The 17068-nt window shown below is 40.3% G+C and carries 18 protein-coding genes and 1 tRNA gene; 8 read left to right on the top strand and 11 right to left on the bottom strand.

Annotated features, from left to right (window positions below; translation table 11 throughout):
• Positions 1 to 30: 30 nt before the first annotated feature.
• Positions 31 to 690, top strand: coding sequence for a glutathione S-transferase family protein (locus ACOQOA_RS10400; protein ID WP_420548568.1), 660 nt, complete (start codon positions 31 to 33; stop codon positions 688 to 690).
• 40 nt (positions 691 to 730) lie between these two features.
• On the opposite strand, the gene ACOQOA_RS10395 is transcribed toward ACOQOA_RS10400, so the two are convergent.
• Positions 731 to 1174 (bottom strand): Lrp/AsnC family transcriptional regulator, encoded by a 444-nt coding sequence (locus tag ACOQOA_RS10395; protein WP_420548567.1) that lies wholly within the window; start codon positions 1172 to 1174, stop codon positions 731 to 733.
• 138 nt (positions 1175 to 1312) lie between these two features.
• Between ACOQOA_RS10395 and ACOQOA_RS10390 the strand changes: the two genes are divergently transcribed.
• Entirely contained in the window at positions 1313 to 1930 is a 618-nt protein-coding gene (locus ACOQOA_RS10390) for a LysE family translocator (protein ID WP_420548566.1), read from the top strand.
• 47 nt (positions 1931 to 1977) lie between these two features.
• On the opposite strand, the gene ACOQOA_RS10385 is transcribed toward ACOQOA_RS10390, so the two are convergent.
• The 3 genes from ACOQOA_RS10385 to ACOQOA_RS10375 are packed head-to-tail and all read right to left on the bottom strand — an operon-like array spanning position 1978 to position 3809.
• Positions 1978 to 2670 (bottom strand): transmembrane anchor protein, encoded by a 693-nt coding sequence (locus tag ACOQOA_RS10385; protein ID WP_420548565.1) that lies wholly within the window; start codon positions 2668 to 2670, stop codon positions 1978 to 1980.
• A 12-nt stretch (positions 2671 to 2682) separates the two neighbouring features.
• Positions 2683 to 3417: a HupE/UreJ family protein gene (locus ACOQOA_RS10380; protein ID WP_420548564.1), complete on the bottom strand. Its 735-nt coding sequence runs from the start codon at positions 3415 to 3417 to the stop codon at positions 2683 to 2685.
• A 41-nt stretch (positions 3418 to 3458) separates the two neighbouring features.
• Positions 3459 to 3809, bottom strand: a complete 351-nt coding sequence (locus tag ACOQOA_RS10375) for a hypothetical protein (protein WP_420548563.1) — start codon at positions 3807 to 3809, stop codon at positions 3459 to 3461.
• 127 nt (positions 3810 to 3936) lie between these two features.
• On the opposite strand from ACOQOA_RS10375, the gene ACOQOA_RS10370 reads away from it, so the two are divergent.
• Positions 3937 to 6087 carry a PAS-domain containing protein gene (locus ACOQOA_RS10370; RefSeq protein WP_420548562.1) on the top strand — a complete coding sequence of 717 codons (2151 nt, stop codon included), beginning with the start codon at positions 3937 to 3939 and terminating at the stop codon, positions 6085 to 6087.
• Complete coding sequence (locus ACOQOA_RS10365) at positions 6087 to 7643, top strand: DUF3369 domain-containing protein (protein ID WP_420548561.1); 1557 nt, start codon at positions 6087 to 6089, stop codon at positions 7641 to 7643. Before ACOQOA_RS10370 ends, ACOQOA_RS10365 begins: the two co-directional genes overlap by 1 nt.
• Before the next feature lie 27 nt (positions 7644 to 7670).
• Here the strand turns inward: ACOQOA_RS10365 and ACOQOA_RS10360 are convergent, their stop codons facing one another.
• On the bottom strand, positions 7671 to 8009 hold the full coding sequence (locus ACOQOA_RS10360) for a hypothetical protein (RefSeq protein WP_420548560.1): 339 nt from the start codon (positions 8007 to 8009) through the stop codon (positions 7671 to 7673).
• A gap of 227 nt (positions 8010 to 8236) precedes the next feature.
• Between ACOQOA_RS10360 and ACOQOA_RS10355 the strand changes: the two genes are divergently transcribed.
• From ACOQOA_RS10355 to ACOQOA_RS10345, 3 genes are all read left to right on the top strand, one after another.
• Positions 8237 to 8821 carry a hypothetical protein gene (locus tag ACOQOA_RS10355; RefSeq protein ID WP_420548559.1) on the top strand — a complete coding sequence of 195 codons (585 nt, stop codon included), beginning with the start codon at positions 8237 to 8239 and terminating at the stop codon, positions 8819 to 8821.
• A gap of 203 nt (positions 8822 to 9024) precedes the next feature.
• Positions 9025 to 9825 carry a substrate-binding periplasmic protein gene (locus tag ACOQOA_RS10350; protein WP_420548558.1) on the top strand — a complete coding sequence of 267 codons (801 nt, stop codon included), beginning with the start codon at positions 9025 to 9027 and terminating at the stop codon, positions 9823 to 9825.
• A gap of 99 nt (positions 9826 to 9924) precedes the next feature.
• On the top strand, positions 9925 to 10419 hold the full coding sequence (locus ACOQOA_RS10345; protein ID WP_420548557.1) for a DUF2938 domain-containing protein: 495 nt from the start codon (positions 9925 to 9927) through the stop codon (positions 10417 to 10419).
• A 26-nt stretch (positions 10420 to 10445) separates the two neighbouring features.
• On the opposite strand, the gene ACOQOA_RS10340 is transcribed toward ACOQOA_RS10345, so the two are convergent.
• Entirely contained in the window at positions 10446 to 11273 is an 828-nt protein-coding gene (locus ACOQOA_RS10340) for a fumarylacetoacetate hydrolase family protein (protein ID WP_420548556.1), read from the bottom strand.
• Positions 11274 to 11618: 345 nt separating this feature from the next.
• Here ACOQOA_RS10340 and ACOQOA_RS10335 point away from each other — a divergent pair, with 345 nt between their 5' ends.
• A complete protein-coding gene (locus ACOQOA_RS10335) occupies positions 11619 to 12752 on the top strand; it encodes a caspase family protein (RefSeq protein WP_420548555.1) in 1134 nt (377 codons plus the stop codon).
• A gap of 70 nt (positions 12753 to 12822) precedes the next feature.
• Here the strand turns inward: ACOQOA_RS10335 and ACOQOA_RS10330 are convergent, their stop codons facing one another.
• The 5 genes from ACOQOA_RS10330 to ACOQOA_RS10310 form a co-directional block, all read right to left on the bottom strand.
• Complete coding sequence (locus tag ACOQOA_RS10330) at positions 12823 to 13848, bottom strand: RES family NAD+ phosphorylase (RefSeq protein WP_420548554.1); 1026 nt, start codon at positions 13846 to 13848, stop codon at positions 12823 to 12825.
• Positions 13841 to 14776, bottom strand: a complete 936-nt coding sequence (locus tag ACOQOA_RS10325) for a sce7725 family protein (protein WP_420550101.1) — start codon at positions 14774 to 14776, stop codon at positions 13841 to 13843. The genes ACOQOA_RS10330 and ACOQOA_RS10325 overlap by 8 nt, the downstream gene beginning before the upstream one ends.
• 23 nt (positions 14777 to 14799) lie before the next feature.
• On the bottom strand, positions 14800 to 15735 hold the full coding sequence (locus tag ACOQOA_RS10320) for a sce7726 family protein (protein ID WP_420548553.1): 936 nt from the start codon (positions 15733 to 15735) through the stop codon (positions 14800 to 14802).
• Positions 15736 to 16027: 292 nt separating this feature from the next.
• A tRNA-Gln gene (locus tag ACOQOA_RS10315) sits at positions 16028 to 16102 on the bottom strand.
• Positions 16103 to 16186: 84 nt separating this feature from the next.
• Positions 16187 to 17059 (bottom strand): 4-(cytidine 5'-diphospho)-2-C-methyl-D-erythritol kinase, encoded by an 873-nt coding sequence (locus ACOQOA_RS10310; protein ID WP_420548552.1) that lies wholly within the window; start codon positions 17057 to 17059, stop codon positions 16187 to 16189.
• Positions 17060 to 17068 lie beyond the last annotated feature (9 nt).

Here is a 17068-nt window from a genome sequence, read left to right as displayed (position 1 = left end):
ATGCATATGCATCTAAATTGGAGAAACATTATGTCCTTACATCTTATGAGCCATACGCTATGTCCTTATGTACAGCGTGCAGTGATTTCACTTTATGAGAAAAAGATACCATTCAAACGCACGAATATTGATCTTGCGAATAAACCGGATTGGTTCTTGGAGATATCACCACTTGGAAAAACCCCGGTCCTGACAGATCAAGATCAACCTATTTTTGAATCCGCCGTGATTTTAGAATATCTGGAAGATACTCAATCAAACCCATTGCACCCTCAAAACCCAATTGAGCGCGCCCAACATAGGGGCTGGATTGAATATGGATCTTCCATCCTCAACGAAATTGCCGGATTTTATTCTGCAAGGGACAGTGAAACTTTCGAAAAGAAACGTTTATCCCTCAAAGAAAAATTTGAACGACTTGAAGAGGAATTGGGGGAGGATACCTTTTTCAAGGGCAATAATTTCTCCCTTGTGGACGCGACCTTCGGTCCAATATTTCGCTATTTCGATGTTTTTGATCAAGTTCAAGATTTTGGAATATTATCCGATAAGCCGAAGCTTCAAAAATGGCGTCAGAACCTCTCCAATCGCGCCTCTGTCAAGCAAGCGGTTGCAGATAATTACAATGATTTGCTAACGGTATTTTTAAAGAAACGAGATTCTTATCTATCCAAACAAATGAATGCCTAAAACATATCTAGATAGCCAGTCTTATTTTAGTATTGGCTATCTAAATCGGCGGTTTTCGTAATGTAACAGGACTAGATTTAACAATTGATGTATGGGTCGATGCTTTGTCTGTAAATGCATCTAGCAAATTATCCAACTCAGAAATGGATCGCAGCAGAATACGCGCAACAAAAGCATCATCCCCCGTGATCTTGTCACATTGAATGACCCGCTTCTCGGCCTGAATTTGCTGTTCCAACTGTTTTACCTTTCCCGGAAAAGGTTTAAACCGCACAATGGCTTGCAACTCATATCCTAAAGCTTCCGCACCCATATCAATCGTGAAGCCTTTTAAGATATCTAGATCCTGCAATCTAGCAACGCGATCCCGAATGGTGGGGGCAGAGACACCAAGTTCTTCCCCCAGCTCTCGCCAACTTTTTCGGGCATCCTCACTCAGCGTTAAAAGAATTCTACGATCAATTTCATCTATCGATTTTTTCATATCAAATAAAATTCTCCATATATATTTTAATATAGAAAATCATAATGATAATTTACCTTTGATACAACAAAGACAACTTGAATAATCCCTTTTATTTTATAAGCCACCTCAACATCCAACAGTTAAAAGGATATAAAGATGGTTTGGGAAGTATGGTTGTCTTTCACCCTGATTTCGATTGCAAATATTGTCACGCCGGGCCCCGCAATTTTAAATACAATCAGACGGGCCATGCAGTTAGGCCTTATCAAAACCATCCCCACTATTTCAGGGAATGCTCTTGGTCTCTTCACATCAGGTGTGATTTGCGCAAGTGGTGTGGCAACCATCATCATGACGTCAGATACATTATGGATTTTGTTTCAATATATCGGGATTGGATATCTTGCATGGCTCGGTCTAAAACTCATTTTCAAAACAGAGAAAATTGTCACCGATACGCAAATTGAAGCCGGCATAAGGGGGAAATTGCTTTTTTCAGAAGCTTATATATTGGCCGTCACCAACCCGAAGGCGATCCTGTTTTTTATCGCTCTCTTCCCGCAAGTTATTAAACCGCAAGAAGCCCTTTTCACTCAATCTATTATCCTCACAGGAACCTATTGCGTGCTTTCCATCACATCATTGCTTGGATATTCAACTGCGGCCTCACTCCTAAGAACCCGGTTTATCACCCAACGTCGATATCAAGTTTTCCGAATTATTTCGGGTATTATACTGTTGCTAATCGCTATCCAGTTATACCTAGACCTTTAAAAGAAACCATCCAGGATTATTCATCACTGGATGGTTCTTCAACTATGTTACTTTATATGCACCAGCTTTTCATACTCCCCCCAAGTTCTTAACGTCAGCGTAACATCCTTATCCGTGCGATTTCGCCAAAACCAACCGTGATTGCCTGCAAAAGCGGAAACCAGCTCACCTGCATCTTCAGGCACACCGCGACCTTTTTCATAGGAAATGTTGTTACCGCCACCATCTCCATGGGTGTCATAATTTAGTTTTGCCCCATTTGATGTCCATTCATAATAGGCCACCATACCTTTCTTTGGCATAACTAACTTCACCTCAGTTCCAACACCTGGGGCCAAGGTAATTTCAAACTTATCTCGAATAACAGGTTTGATCGGCTCCTCTATCACAGGCTCATTAATACGAACTTCAGGAAGCGTTTCTTCTATAACCAAGGTCTCTTTTTCTGGCCTAGCAATCGACTGTTCTTGCAATGCAGATGCTTCTTTCACCTCTTGGATAGCTAATGTTTCTGCCTTGGCCTGATCAGCGGCTGCTTCTTCAGCCAATTGCTCTTTGATTTCACCCATTTTGGTTAAACCCAAAATGCGGCCGACCCCTGTATGATCAATGCCATATTCAGACGGTAATACAACGGTAAATAATAATAGGATCGCTGCACAAACAGCGATAACAGTGGATTTGATAAGCTGTGCAGATGTCGGCAACTCCGCACGGGTTGGAATATTTTCATTATACATTTTTCGAATACCTTAGGCAGATAGAATATAACCAGAGAGTTGATAACCAATCAGCAGAAAACCCGCCGACATCATGACAACATTGACGTGATAAGCATGCTTTAGGAAACTGCTGGACCGACGCCAAAAACCCATCAAAATCAAAATACAGGCAAGCGCTGTCAACTGACCAAGTTCTACCCCTATATTGAAGGCTAATAGATTTGGTAAAAGGCCATCTGATGAAATGTCATATTCGATAATCTTGGTCGACAAACCAAAACCATGACAGAAACCGAATATCAACGTGGCCGCTTTTGTATTTGGCTGAAAACCCAACCAACGTTTAAAGGCACCTAAATTATCAAGCGCCTTATAAACCACTGACAAGCCGATAATCGCATCAATGATATAACTATTAATACCAAAGTCGAAATACACCCCAAGCAACATGGTTGTCGAATGACCAATGGCAAAGAGGCTTACATAAATGGCAATATGCTGCATCCGATAGAGGAAGAAGATCACCCCGAATAAAAAGAGAATATGGTCATAGCCAGTAACCATATGTTTCGCCCCTAAATATAAAAACGGGATGATATTTGGGCCGGAAATTTCTTGAATATAACCTTTATCGCCTTGCGCCACTGCATGGGCAAAGGCAGGCTCAATGCTGCTGACAAGTAAACTCGCCAACAACACAAAGAATAGGATAGATCCCTGCTTCCATAAAGCAGGCAATCCATCCACAAATTGTGAATGTTTCATAATTTTTCCAATATATTTGTTAACTGATTTATTAAGAAAAATCAGGAAATAGCGGGCGGGCGATCCAGACTATAAAACAAATTGGAAACAGGAATTGGTGGAATAGAAAATGTGACCTTGGCAACGTTTTGCATAACCTCAATTGGTTTGCGTTGCGCAGTCACCGGCGTTTCATGGGAATGATCCGCCGCGTTATGAATATGTTTATGTGAATGCATATCATGTGGGTCGAAATCATGCTGATGATCACCATCATGATTGGATAACTCCATATCCGGCGTCACATCATGACTAAGCAAAATATTCATAGATGCAGAAAATCCTGCCAATACCACAAGGCTTAGCATCACAATTGCCGCCCCTCGGCGCAAATATTTGCAGACGTAATTCATAACCGCTTATCTAATAATAGAATGCGGCAAGATCAAGGCCGTAATATTGAACTTTCCATTCAACTAAGCTAATATTCCACTATTGGGTAAGTGGTGTCTTTTTAGAAATGGAAGGCAGCAGCCCCCTATGAATATAGAAGCAAAGCAACTTCTAAGCCCAAAAATATATGAAATCATTAATCTGATTAACTTTGGGATATCTATTTTTGATGCGGACCAGAAACTAATCGTTTGCAATGACGCATTTTTAGAAACCCTTAACTATCCAAAAGAATTTTCCGTCCAGGGAACAGCATTACGTGTTTTCCATGAATATAATGCGGAACGTGGTGAATATGGCCCAAAAGATCATGCCAAAGCCGTCGTAGAAGATAGATTAAAGATGATGACTTCAGGCAAACCCTTTTCAGTTGAAAGGGTACGCCCGAACGGACAGACAATCATCGTGAATTGCGCCCCGATTAAGGGAGGTGGTTTCATTGCAACCTATCAAGATGCAACTCACACCAAACGTATCATCACGCAACTTCAAGAACATGGTAAAGAACTGAATGAGATTATGCGTGTGTCTGTTGAATGCCTGCCACATGGTATTTCTGTATTCGATAGAGATTTAAGATTGAAGATCTGCAATAGCAAATTTTTGCAACTACTTGAATTTCCATTATCACTCGGTGAACCCGGAACCAAATTTGAAGCTATGGTGCGCTATAATGTAGAGCGCGGTGAATATGGTGATGCAGACCCTGAAGAAATCGTTGAGACGATATTAGAGAAAGCTCGCCAGTTTGAACCTCACAAATTTGTAAGACAAAGACCGAACGGTATCTATCTGGAAATTGCCGGGCAACCTATGGAATACGGGTTTGTAACTACCTATCGTGACGTCACATCAGAACAGAACGAATTAGACGGGCTAAATAAAAACAAAATAGAGCTCACCGCACAATTGCAAGCCAGCCAGTCCGACTTCCAAACCACAAGTTATCTTTTACAGAATGTGCTTGATACCATTCCAATTCGTGTCTTTTGGAAAGATGTGAACAGTATCTATCAAGGCGGCAACAAAAGTTATATCGAAGATCGTCACCTTAAAAATGCGCACGAATTAGAAGGACAATCAGACCATGATATGTTCGATGCACCGCAAGCCGAAATTTTCGTAAGTCAAGATAAAGAAGTTATTGAAAGCGGTGAGGCAAAATTGAATATGGAAGAGACATTTTTGGATGATCAAAATAACGAAAAATGGATCAAAACAAACAAAATTCCCTTATTTGATGCACATAACATATGCGTTGGACTTCTAGGTACCTATGAAGATATTACGGCCCGGAAAGAAACAGAGTTTAAAATTAAAGCCCTCAATGAAAATCTTGAAAAAGAAGTCACAGAAAGAACAAAAGAATTACGTAAGTCCAATCACGAACTTGGCAATGCTTTACAATCTATTCAGGCTACGCAAAATGAACTGATTGAGGCTGAAAAAATGGCGTCCCTAGGTGGGTTAGTCAGCGGCATCGCCCATGAGGTCAATACACCAATTGGAATTAGCGTCACAGCAGCATCCCTTTTTGAGGAAAAACTGGGTGAAGTAAAATCAAAACTTGATGCAGGTGCATTGAAGAAATCTGATCTAGATACATTCTTTGAGAATGCCGAAGAAAACTGCAAGATGGTCCTTAGTAACTTAAGTCGTGCGGCAAAGCTCATTGGTAGCTTCAAGAAAGTCGCCGTTGATCAGTCTTCAGAAGATATCAGAAAACTATATCTTCGCGAATATATCGAAGAAGTCCTTCTCAACCTGACGCCGAAGCTGAAGCGAACGAATATAACCATAGATACAGATATGAAAGATGATCTCAGTATCACAACCGACCCCGGGTCTATCGCACAAATTATTACAAATCTTGTAATGAATAGTGTCATCCATGGCTTTCCAGAGAATGAAGAAGGGCAAGTCACTATTCATGCAGAAGCAAATGATGGCTTCATTCACTTCTTGTATAATGACAATGGTAAGGGAATGAATAACGCCACGGTCAATCGAATTTTTGACCCTTTCTTCACCACACGTCGAGGCCAAGGTGGCAGCGGCCTTGGTATGAATATTGTCTACAATCTGGTTACTCAAAAATTGAAAGGAAGAATTAAGTGTATCAGCCAACCTGAAAAGGGAACACAATTCCTGATTACTATACCTCAAAACATAACAACCGACAAAAAGACTCAACAACAAATAGATCAGAGCATTTTGGATCAAGGGAGTAATATATAATGAATGATACCTTAGTTTTTGCCCCGGAAGATGAACTAGAAGATACATCTTTAAACTCAGCAGAATGTTCTGAAAATCTATGGAAAGTCCTAGTCGTGGATGATGATGCAGATGTACACAGAATAACCACGATGGCCTTGGAGAATTTCAGTTTTGAAGGATCAAAACTAGATCTTATTCACGCCTATTCCGGCACAGAAACCAAAGAGATCATGGAAGATCATGACGATATTGCTTTAATCCTGTTAGATGTTGTCATGGAAACAGATCATGCTGGTCTGGAAGTTGCCAAATATATCCGTGAAGATCTTGAGAATACTAAGACACGTATTGTTTTAAGAACCGGGCAACCTGGACAGGCGCCGGAAGAGGAAATCATCAAAAATTATGATATCAACGATTATAAAGAGAAAACCGAATTAACTTCCCGTAAACTCTATACGCTTCTTTATTCTTGTTTACGTGCCTATAGAGATATACTGGCTTTGGAACATACAACCAAAGGCCTAGAGAAAGTTATTAACTCATCCAAGAATATTTTTGAACGTCAATATATTGACGAATTTGCAAGTGGTGTTCTGCAACAAATATCTTCCATCATGTATGCACAAGATGGTGCCATACTTAACGATATAGCCAGCGCTGCGGCTCATGAAGAGGACGGGTTCATTAAGGTAGTTGCAGGCACAGGCGACCTGCAGACACTTGTTGGCGAAAACATTAGTGAAGCTCTGCCTAGCCACTTTAGAGGCGTGATGAAAAACTTAGGAGAAGGTTGTTTTTATTCTGAGGGCGATTTTCTGGCAGCCTCAAGAGGCAATGACGGCCAGTTAAAGGCGATTTATCTAAAAGGTATACATATCAAAGATAATTTACAGAAACACTTGTTAGAACTTTTCACCCAAAATGTCCTCGTTGCTTTTGAAAATCTATCCCTTCGAGAAGAAATTATGGATACCCAGAGAGAAGTTGTCTATCGACTGGGAGAAGCCGTAGAAACTAGATCAAAAGAAACCGGTAATCATGTGAAGCGCGTTGCCGAAATGTCGCGCTTGCTCGCTTTAAAATTAGGCATGTCACAACGTGATGCCGAAATTCTAAAACATGCTTCACCATTGCATGATCTCGGTAAAATAGGCATACCTGACGCCGTTCTGAATAAACCTGGAAAGCTAGATGAAATCGAATGGGCCACAATGCAAACTCATACGACCATCGGATATAATATGCTGAATGATACCGAACGCGAAATTCTTAAAGTCGGCGCAACCATTTCAAAAGAGCATCACGAAAAATGGGATGGTTCAGGCTATCCAGAGGGGTTACAAGGCCAAAATATCTCAATCGAAGCACGTATAACCGCAGTTGCAGATGTCTATGACGCGTTAGCCAGTGATCGTTGCTATAAAAAATCCTGGCCATTGGAAAAAGTGTATGAACTCTTCAATCAGGAGCGCGGCAAACATTTCGACCCTGAAATCGTAGACCTGCTATTTGAAAATATAGACGGCATCAATCGTATAAGATCAAGATATCAAGATACATATAACGCCTAAATACCCCTCAGGATATAAGAATACACCTTATAAAGGTGTGCCCCCATTTTGTCGGCAGGATTCATGAACCACACTTGGATCTAGATTATATACATAAGTGGTTACTGACCCGATCCCGGAGCTATGTTGACATGCCGCACCCGATCGATTGCATTGCCCCCCATAACTTGCTTGGCTGCCCATGCTTTTACAACTTTGCATATATTGTTCCGCAGTTTGCGCATTATTTAAATCATATTCGCCACACATACCGGTTGCTGGTGAATTACACACAACAACAGTCCCCGCTGTTGCTGAGGGGCCTGCCAATATCAATCCTAAGAACATGCCAGATACACCCAATATACCGCCCATAAATTTATTCATTGCTTAATCCTTCCCTGTAAGCAGAATTTCCCTTAAACACGCTGTCTGCAAATGAGTGTAACTCAATCAAAATCACATACAAGATAATTCTAATATTAAATCATCTAACCAACTGGAAAATGAAACATAAAAATCTTATTTAATAATGATTATTAATTGCATATATTTTTAAATGCCGTTACTATGAAGACAAGTTACAGTCTCACATACAACTTTAGGGTAAAATCTTGTCTCAACAACAAACAAAATCATCCATGCATCATATGTTCCATTTTCAAACTCAACATGAGGAAGATCAGGAGTTACTGAATGAATATCTGGATGATGAACTGGTACCTTGCCAATATCGAGATTATTCAGAGTTTATCCTATGCGTGACACGGGTATGGTCCCAAATTGCCCATCTAAATATGCGCGGCATTCAGGACAACCAGTTGCATGAAGCCCTTAATATCTGGACACAGAAATTTTGTTCTCTGGGCGGGAAGGATGCGGCCCATCATTGGGATTCCTTTCTAAGTTTCCTCACAAGGAATGTTAGAAAACCCTTTCTGCTTGGCTGTGCATCCTGTGGAAAGGTAAGTGATGATGAAAAAATCTTACTTTTAATCCTACATGATATTCAATCTCAGGATCTGGATGCGGCCCGACGCAATCTTTCCAAATTAATGTGGGATATCGAAATCCCGACCGCCCTTCATCATCTCATCATGTTTGAATCCATGATGAATGAAAATAGAGCACGCATAGATATCGAAGTACTTAAAGCTTTGAATGAAGCGGCTTACACGTCTAAAAATTTGATGCATTAATCTCTTTAGCAAGATCCTTTTTGTTAACATCAAATGTCTCCGCCTTAATATATTATAAGAACCTAAATTAATTAATGTATTTGAAATCTAGTTATGCTTAAATAACTCAAAACGCACTTCGAAAATTAGGTAAACCCATAAATTTTTAGGTGTTCAATCCGCGGAAATTCATCTCAGCTCAACGCTGTTAGGAGATCCTTGTCGTGATTTCAAAATGTATCAAGGTTGGTTTTCACCTCCTCTTTGGGAGCCTTTTATCAAGCGCTACTCTGGCAGAGGAAACAGTCACTATTGTAACTGATAATAGTTATCCCCCCTATTCCTATAGTGAGAATGGTAATTTATTAGGCATCTATCCGGATATCTTGCGTATGGCAGATGAAAAACTGGATGGATATCATATTAACCTTATTCCCCTACCCTGGAAACGGGCTTTACGAGAAACTGAAAAGGGAACCGCCTTAGGATTGCTTCCCCCTTATTACCGCCCCAGTGAAAGACCCTTTATATCGCGATACTCTGTCCCTATCTATGCCGAAGAAACCGTAATCGTCTGTCGTGAAGATGTCTTTAGAAATACCCGACGCGTTTTTTGGCCAAATGACTTTCACGGCCTAACCATCGCCATTAACAGAGGGTTTGAGGTCATTGATCGATCCATTTTATTTGAAAATGGCGTTGAAGTTATCACGCTGGAAAGTGGTGACGGCAATGAAGTTAATCTGATGAAACTTACAGGCGGACGTGTGCCTTGCTACGCCAATGACCGCATGTCGATTGAATATGGTTTACAAAAATTAGTTGAAAAGAAAAGTATTAAACCTGCCAAGGCAGATAATATAATCTTTGGACCCGTGATCAAAAAAGAATGGGGGTATGTAGCTTATAGTAGAAACAACAACCCCTCTTATAAAAATGATTTTATCGAAAAACTAGACTCCATCATTATTGAGATGCAACAAAATGGCAGCATTGAAAAAATTGTAGAGGGATATATCTACTAGTCTTTTATCTTCAAACATCAGATACATAAATTCTTTCTTGACCTCAAGTCGGCTTGAACTTCTATCCTGAAAACAATATTGGATTTCAGGAAGATAAAAATGGATATTCTATCATTTTTCATTCATGCCGCACTTATTGGTATCATTGCCACCATCATCATGGATATCTGGGCTCTATTTTTAAAGGCAGCCTTTAATATTGTGGGATTAAATTATGGCATGGTTGGTCGTTGGATAGGCCATATATTCAACGGAAAACTAACACATCAAGGTATTGGGAAAAGTTCCAAAATCGCCGGAGAAAGCATAATCGGCTGGGTTTCACATTATGTTATCGGTATTCTTTTCGCGGCTATGCTGGTTCTTATATGGGGGTCTTCGCCGACTTTTATTCAATCCCTAATTATTGGGATCAGTACTATTGTATTTCCTTTCTTCCTGATGCAACCATGTTTCGGCATGGGTATCGCAGGCAGCAATCTGCCCAAGCCCAATAACGCACGACTAAAAAGCCTCATAACACATTTTATCTTTGGATTAGGATTATATCTTGGTGGATTTACGACAAAGATCATTCTGAGCCAATTTCTATAAACGGAGGAGTTCCTCTATTTAAAACTTTATCTCTTTATACGATTTGTTAATGTTCCGATCCCTTCAATTGTGACTTCTATAATATCACCATCCTTAAGAGATTTTGTACGCCCCGGTGTACCCATAAAGATCATATCACCGGGTTCCAACGTAAAATAACGACTTAAGTAACTCACAACCTTAGACGGTTTATGGATCATATTCTGTGTATTTTCCTGTTGCACAATTTCGCCATTTAACCGTGTCGTTAGCAACAAATTATTTGGATCAAGTCCCGTCACAAGCACCGGCCCGACGGGACCAAACCCATCGCTTGCCTTCGCGCGCATCCACTGTAAATCTTGTCCTTGCCAGTTACGCTCACTTAAATCATTTCCGGCTGTTAATCCAAAAATATATTCTTCTACATCTTCTTCGGATATATTTTTTGCGCGCTTGCCAATGATCAAGACAAGCTCACCTTCGAAATGCACATTACTGGCATCTGACGGCAGGACAATATCTTCGCCACTTCCAATCAATGAACTAGGAAGTTTTAAAAACAAAGGCGGTGGCTGTGAGGAAGAAGAGGCAATATGGCTAGCAAAATTCATCCCAACGGCAAAGACTTTGCGCGCATCTGTCGGCGGCAACAAACGCACCTCATCCACAGAAATTCTTTTTCCTGTTTTTTCAGATACTGGAAAGAGGCCGGCGCTTAACTCTTCAATCTGATCTCCATTTAGAATACCAAAGCGGATACCAGTTTCGGTTTGATATCTGACATAAGAAACTGTTTCAGCACGACTTATGTTGGATGTAAAAAACATCGTCATCAGAAATACAAACAAAAATCGCATATGCATATTAGTCATAAATACCCCGAATGTTATGTTAAAAATCCTGACATAATCTCTTATCAAATTCAAGGTTACGCCAGATTTCAGATCTGAATGGCTTTCAGATATTAAAACAAACATGATTGGAGTAAAACCATTCCTAATCACTTCATAACCTATTCCAACATAATGACTTGTTCGTTACTTGTGCAACTTACCAGTTCTGATATTGTCATTTTTGGATTAATTTTTTAAAGATAATTGTAATCTAAATAATTTGCGCTTTTGGGGAGGAAAGGAAAATTGCTTAAGGTAAAACAAAGCTTCTTCCTATCTATAATTTGTCTCATCGCAATGATGAGTGCTAGTCATGCAAAAAAAATGACCCGCATAGAATACAACAATTGGGATACCTCCTCCCAAGTCAAAATCCTGGTATCCAAAGACTGGTATGTTTCTAAGACCTCATATTTTGGTGCAGTGGTGACTGGTGACCCTGTTGAGACTTATAAAAAATTAATTGAAGAATGCCATGCATTCTTCGCGATTGTTGGTGGCTATAATCAAAGTTTTGGGAAATGTGCTTTATATAAAGTTAACGATAAAAGGGCTAAATACGAAAACGAAACACAATTCAGAATGTTAATTAACACGTTGTCCCCCATTCAAACCGCGCAACCTCAAATAGCCCTAGCTGAACCTAAGGACATATCCCTTACACCAACCCAATCGACCCATACATATCGATCTGCACCCAATGCTGCCAGTATTGCGGTCATCATCGGAAACCAGGATTATCGCACAAAGGGGCAGGATATTCCTGATGTCACACCCGCTCAGAATGATGGTTTAGTTTTCAAAAAATTTGCCATGGAAAACTTGGGTATTCTCGAAGAAAATATCATTCATTTGAACAACGCAACAAAGGCGGATTTAGCCCGCATCTTTGGCAATGATAGAACCTATCAAGGACGTGCCTATAATTGGGTCAGAGAAGGCCGCTCTGATCTTTATGTATATTATGCGGGTCATGGGGCACCCGGCCCGAATGGAGAAGCCTATCTAGTACCCGTTGATGCCACCGCCGATACCATTCATCTAGACGGGTATCCACTAGACTTACTTTATAAAAACCTCAGTCAGATTAATACAAAATCCACCACGGTTATTCTAGAAAGCTGCTTTTCTGGAAATAGTAATGCCGGCACCGTCATTCGTAATGCATCCCCCGTCTTTATGAATACAGAAGAAACAACCATCCCCCCGAAACTGAACGTGATAACAGCCGGGTCCACCAATCAACTGGCCAGTTGGACCAAAAACAAAGAGAACGGTCTTTTCACCTATCATTATATCAAAGGCATGAAGGGAGAAGCTGATGGTCCACAATATGGTAACGAAGACGGTCAGGTCTCTATGAGTGAATTGCAAGCCTATATGGATGATACCGTCACCTATTGGGCCAAACGCTATTATAACCGTAAACAAAATGTCCAAATTACTGTTGCTAGGTAAAGTAAGACATAACTTAGAATGCTCAAAAGTTTATTATAATGGATCTTTAATCTGAACATACTATTCATATTCAGTTTACCACTTCTGTCTCGACTGTTACGCTTTTGACGACACGCTTTTCTACTTCCTCATGACCTTCTGCTTTATATGGGTCAAAAATGGCCAGATTGATCCCATTGCCAACTGAACTTTTGTAAATTACTCCATCGAAATTACATTTCTTAATAAACTCGCACAAATATTGGCTCGGAATGTAATCGATTGCTGCACTTTCTGGTAAAACTGGTTTCGTGAGTTCTTCCCCTAATAACTCCAAGAAACCAATATCTTGCCTCATAAGCTTTATATCTTTTTCTCCCTCAAGCATGAAGGGAGACACAAGTTTCCTTGGCTCTCTTAAGTCCACAAATGTCATTTTTTCTGGTATTCTGAAATTAGCAATATTTACCGTTTCACCAGTATGTGGGCGAATTTCGCATACAGCGGTTTCTGAGTTGGAAGCCAAATATAGGTATGGGATTCCAACCGGATTTGCCCGACCATGAGAAGCCTTACGCCCCGGGGGAGCCCCCATTTGATCGATATTGAAGCACTGATCGTCAGAGTTAGCTCGCGCACGATACCAATTTAACCCTATTACTTCAGATCGAACCAATATATGATCCCAGAGTTCTTTCAACCGCCCTAAATTCAAACTTGTAATAGGAAAATAGCGGTTGGCTTCTTTCAATTCCGAGGAAAGTTCCTTCCAGACGTTCAATTGATCACTTTTTTCAGATTCTGAGCAATGGAATTTTTTTCTCGGTAAATTGCCGTCCTCAATAATATCTCCTAGCAGCAGAGACGCTTGCGCTCGATCCTTATCTGGAAACAAGCACCAATCTCTCTGCAAAAGATCTGTTACATACTCGCCATCTTCTGACTCTTCGTAGATTGAAAGCAAAGGATCAAAGTAGTCCCTTAAATAAGTCACAGAGGCGACAGCTGACGTTTTGTTACAATAAGAACATACATCTTCATATGGAACGAATAAGGGAAATAACTTACCCATACCTTCGTCACCGATACAATCAGGACAGCATAAATTATCAGTCATCTATACTATCGAAATACTCAGCTAACATCTCAATATGATGCTGCATAGATAATTTTTTAACTACTCCCAAGCCAGGGAAATGTGATCGCGCATGTAAGTCTCTAAACGATTCCATTGCGCGTGTCTCTGTAATATGAGTTTCTAATTCATCCAATTCTTCTACCAACTTATCGACTGCTTCCGCAAATTTACCAGCTGGATCTTGTGGTGAGTCATTTCGATCAGATTTAAAATGATGTATCCATATCTCATCTTCATTGTCTTCATCAATGCACGTTATATGAATTGCAACCGCATATGCTGGGCCGCCCGACTCACTAAATTCATCTCCTACAATCAAAAAGTCACCAAATGCATCCGCACCTTCAAGCTCGTAGGTTAAATGAATGTCAGAAAAACTTTCATAATCGGGGTACTCACTGTTCTTCCTTTTATCGAAACCATCACGAATTAGAACTTTATAAGCATCATCAAAACGTTTTTGATACAATTTCCCACAATGCTTCTCTATGAAGACGTGCTTAACTCCAGCAATATTATCGTCACCTAAACATGCGGCTAAACTTTTTGCATTCCCAAAACCTGAATGAACAAAAACTAACTGCTCACCATCATATTTTTCCAAAAGTGCCGTAACTTCTTCCAATGTAACTTGTTGTGTCAAAAGAATACCTAATTGAATGCCATCTGCATCTTCATAGTCACCAACCAACGCACCTATTGTTTCTTCATCATCATTCGCCAACTCACCGTGATGAGGATTAACAATTACAACAGCCCTCCCATTTGCAAGTCTAACTTCATCAAGAGCCCTCTTAAGACCACTAATAGCGGACTTCACAGGTTCGATAATAGGAGTAAAATTAGCATCCGCAAGCAGACTGGCATTTTCACGAATTACCATTAATTCGTTTTGTTTGCCTCGCATATAGGGGTAATACATTCGTTAACCTAGTTCCAATTTTTAACTTCACTAATAGTGGAGTTTACAGCCGTAAAAAGTTTATTATGGTCTTGTTTTCTAATCTTAGTAGAAAAAGCAGTTGGCAACAAGGAGTTTGGCAATCTACCCATGAAATCAGACAAAGGAGTCAAACTTCTAGATTTTTTCAACACCTCAACCATGGCTCGATGCACAATTGAGGCTTCTAAATCTAAGAAAACTTCACATAACGCAGGATACATTTTTGTATTAGGAACATCAGGGATGGCTAAATTCAAAAATTTAAGGATGGCTTTTGCTTCTTTGATCTGAATGGAATCTAGAATTGCAATGGGACTGGTACGTTCCGGTAAATCTTGGGCCTCTCTCAAGGTTGAAATGCTATACCTTTCCGACAATATCATCACACCAACATCTTTGGAAACAGTTTTCAAGACGCCTTCCAGATGGTTTTCTCCTGTAATCACATTCACTTTTGCAAAGACATTTTTGTAATCATTTATCTGTTTATCCAAGCGAGATAGAGTATCGCGTTCTGATTTAATCTCGTAAACAGTTCCTGTACCATTTAAAATTACTGTGTCAGCCTTACTCTTTCCAACGCGGAATTCATTGATCATAGCTGCTGTATTTAACGAATGAATACCAAGTAGAACTTTATGAGTTAATGCAGCTTTATATGCGTACTCATGGCGGTTGTCTTTTTTCTTTAATATATCGAACGCAGTGTCGAAAACGTCTCCAACACTGTTCGCATCGTGCATTTGATTTAAAATACCCGCATCCGTCGCAAGTCTCGCAAACAAAGGAGAATACCCTTTTTGCGACAATTCACGAAACACACTAGCTGAAAACAAACGCGATACAGCTGCGACTTGATAGTTATCAAGTTTTTGACTAATCAACATTTTCTTATTGATTGAATTAAATTCAACATCAACCATCTCCTCTGGGCTCAAAGCACTCGATCAGAGATATTTCCCCTCTTCATTAATGAATATAACTGCTTCGTTTAAATCCCACAACTCTTGTAATTTATAGTCAGTTCTTCATCATTCGAACGCTAACTAATAATCCTAACTTCACAAACTTTGCCAAGAATGTGTATCTTCTCCATTTTTTTAGAGTATACAGTTAAAGAGATGTATATTATCCACTATACACAAAAAAGCCTTGATCAGATTGTTTCTGGATCAAGGCTCAAAACTGTGTCTTGTAAATGACTTACAAGAAATATGGCTGGGGTGGTAGGATTCGAACCTACGGTACACGAGATCAAAACCCGATGCCTTACCGCTTGGCTACACCCCATCAGTGTGTTGGCGCGCAATTTATTGTTTTCGTCCGGTAATGACAAGAGGCAAAATGCGAAAAAATGCATTTTTTTTACAAAAACTACATCTTTATCAGTGCGGCCTCTGCCCACCAGTCTGTATTATAGCGCAAAACGGCGTTTTTTGCCATATCAGCTGCCTCTATATCAGCAAATAATCCAAAGCAAGTGGCCCCGCTTCCAGACATTCTGGCCAAAAGGCAATCCGGTTGTTTTTCAATCACATTCAAGACCTCTGCCACCACAGGCGCTAAACAGTTGGCAGCCTCTGTCAGGTCATTTTTTTGTGCCAGACAAAGGTTTAGAAAATCTTGTCGAGATTGAGTTTTATCCATCAAAGAAGAACGATCAGCTATAGCTGAAAATTCTGGTACACGCGCTTTAAATACATCGGGCGTGGAAAGTGACACGCCAGGATTTACCAACAACATATATAAAGGCGGAAGAGGCACAATCTTTCGAATATCTTCGCCAACACCACGCATAATCGCAGATTGGGAAAGAAGACAGACAGGAATATCTGCTCCTAACGTCAATCCCAGCTCAGAGAGCTCTTCCAAAGGCATCTGAATATCCCAGAGACGCAATAGAGCTTTTAAGGTTGCTGCGGCATCTGCAGACCCACCGCCAACACCAGCGGCTGCGGGTATATTCTTTTCCAGATGTATCTTTGCGCCTGTTTTGATATGCAATTTTGCCTGAAGAGCTTTGGCCGCCTTTAGCACCAGATTACTTCCATCTAGCGGCACCGCTGATTTATATGGGCCTGAAACTTCCAGACTGAGCTCTTCTGCTTCGCTTACCCGAATATGATCACCAAATTCGGTAAATACCACCAAGCTATCCAATAGATGATAGCCATCTTCACGCTTTCCCGTGACCAAGAGGTCTAAATTAACCTTGGCGGCTGCGAATTCTTCAATACTTTTTACCATGATCCCTCA

Origin of the sequence: Curvivirga sp., from assembly GCF_965219885.1 — a bacterium.
Taxonomy (GTDB): Bacteria; Pseudomonadota; Alphaproteobacteria; order UBA8366; family Aestuariispiraceae; genus Curvivirga.
This window is presented reverse-complemented; position numbering and strand designations above follow the sequence as displayed.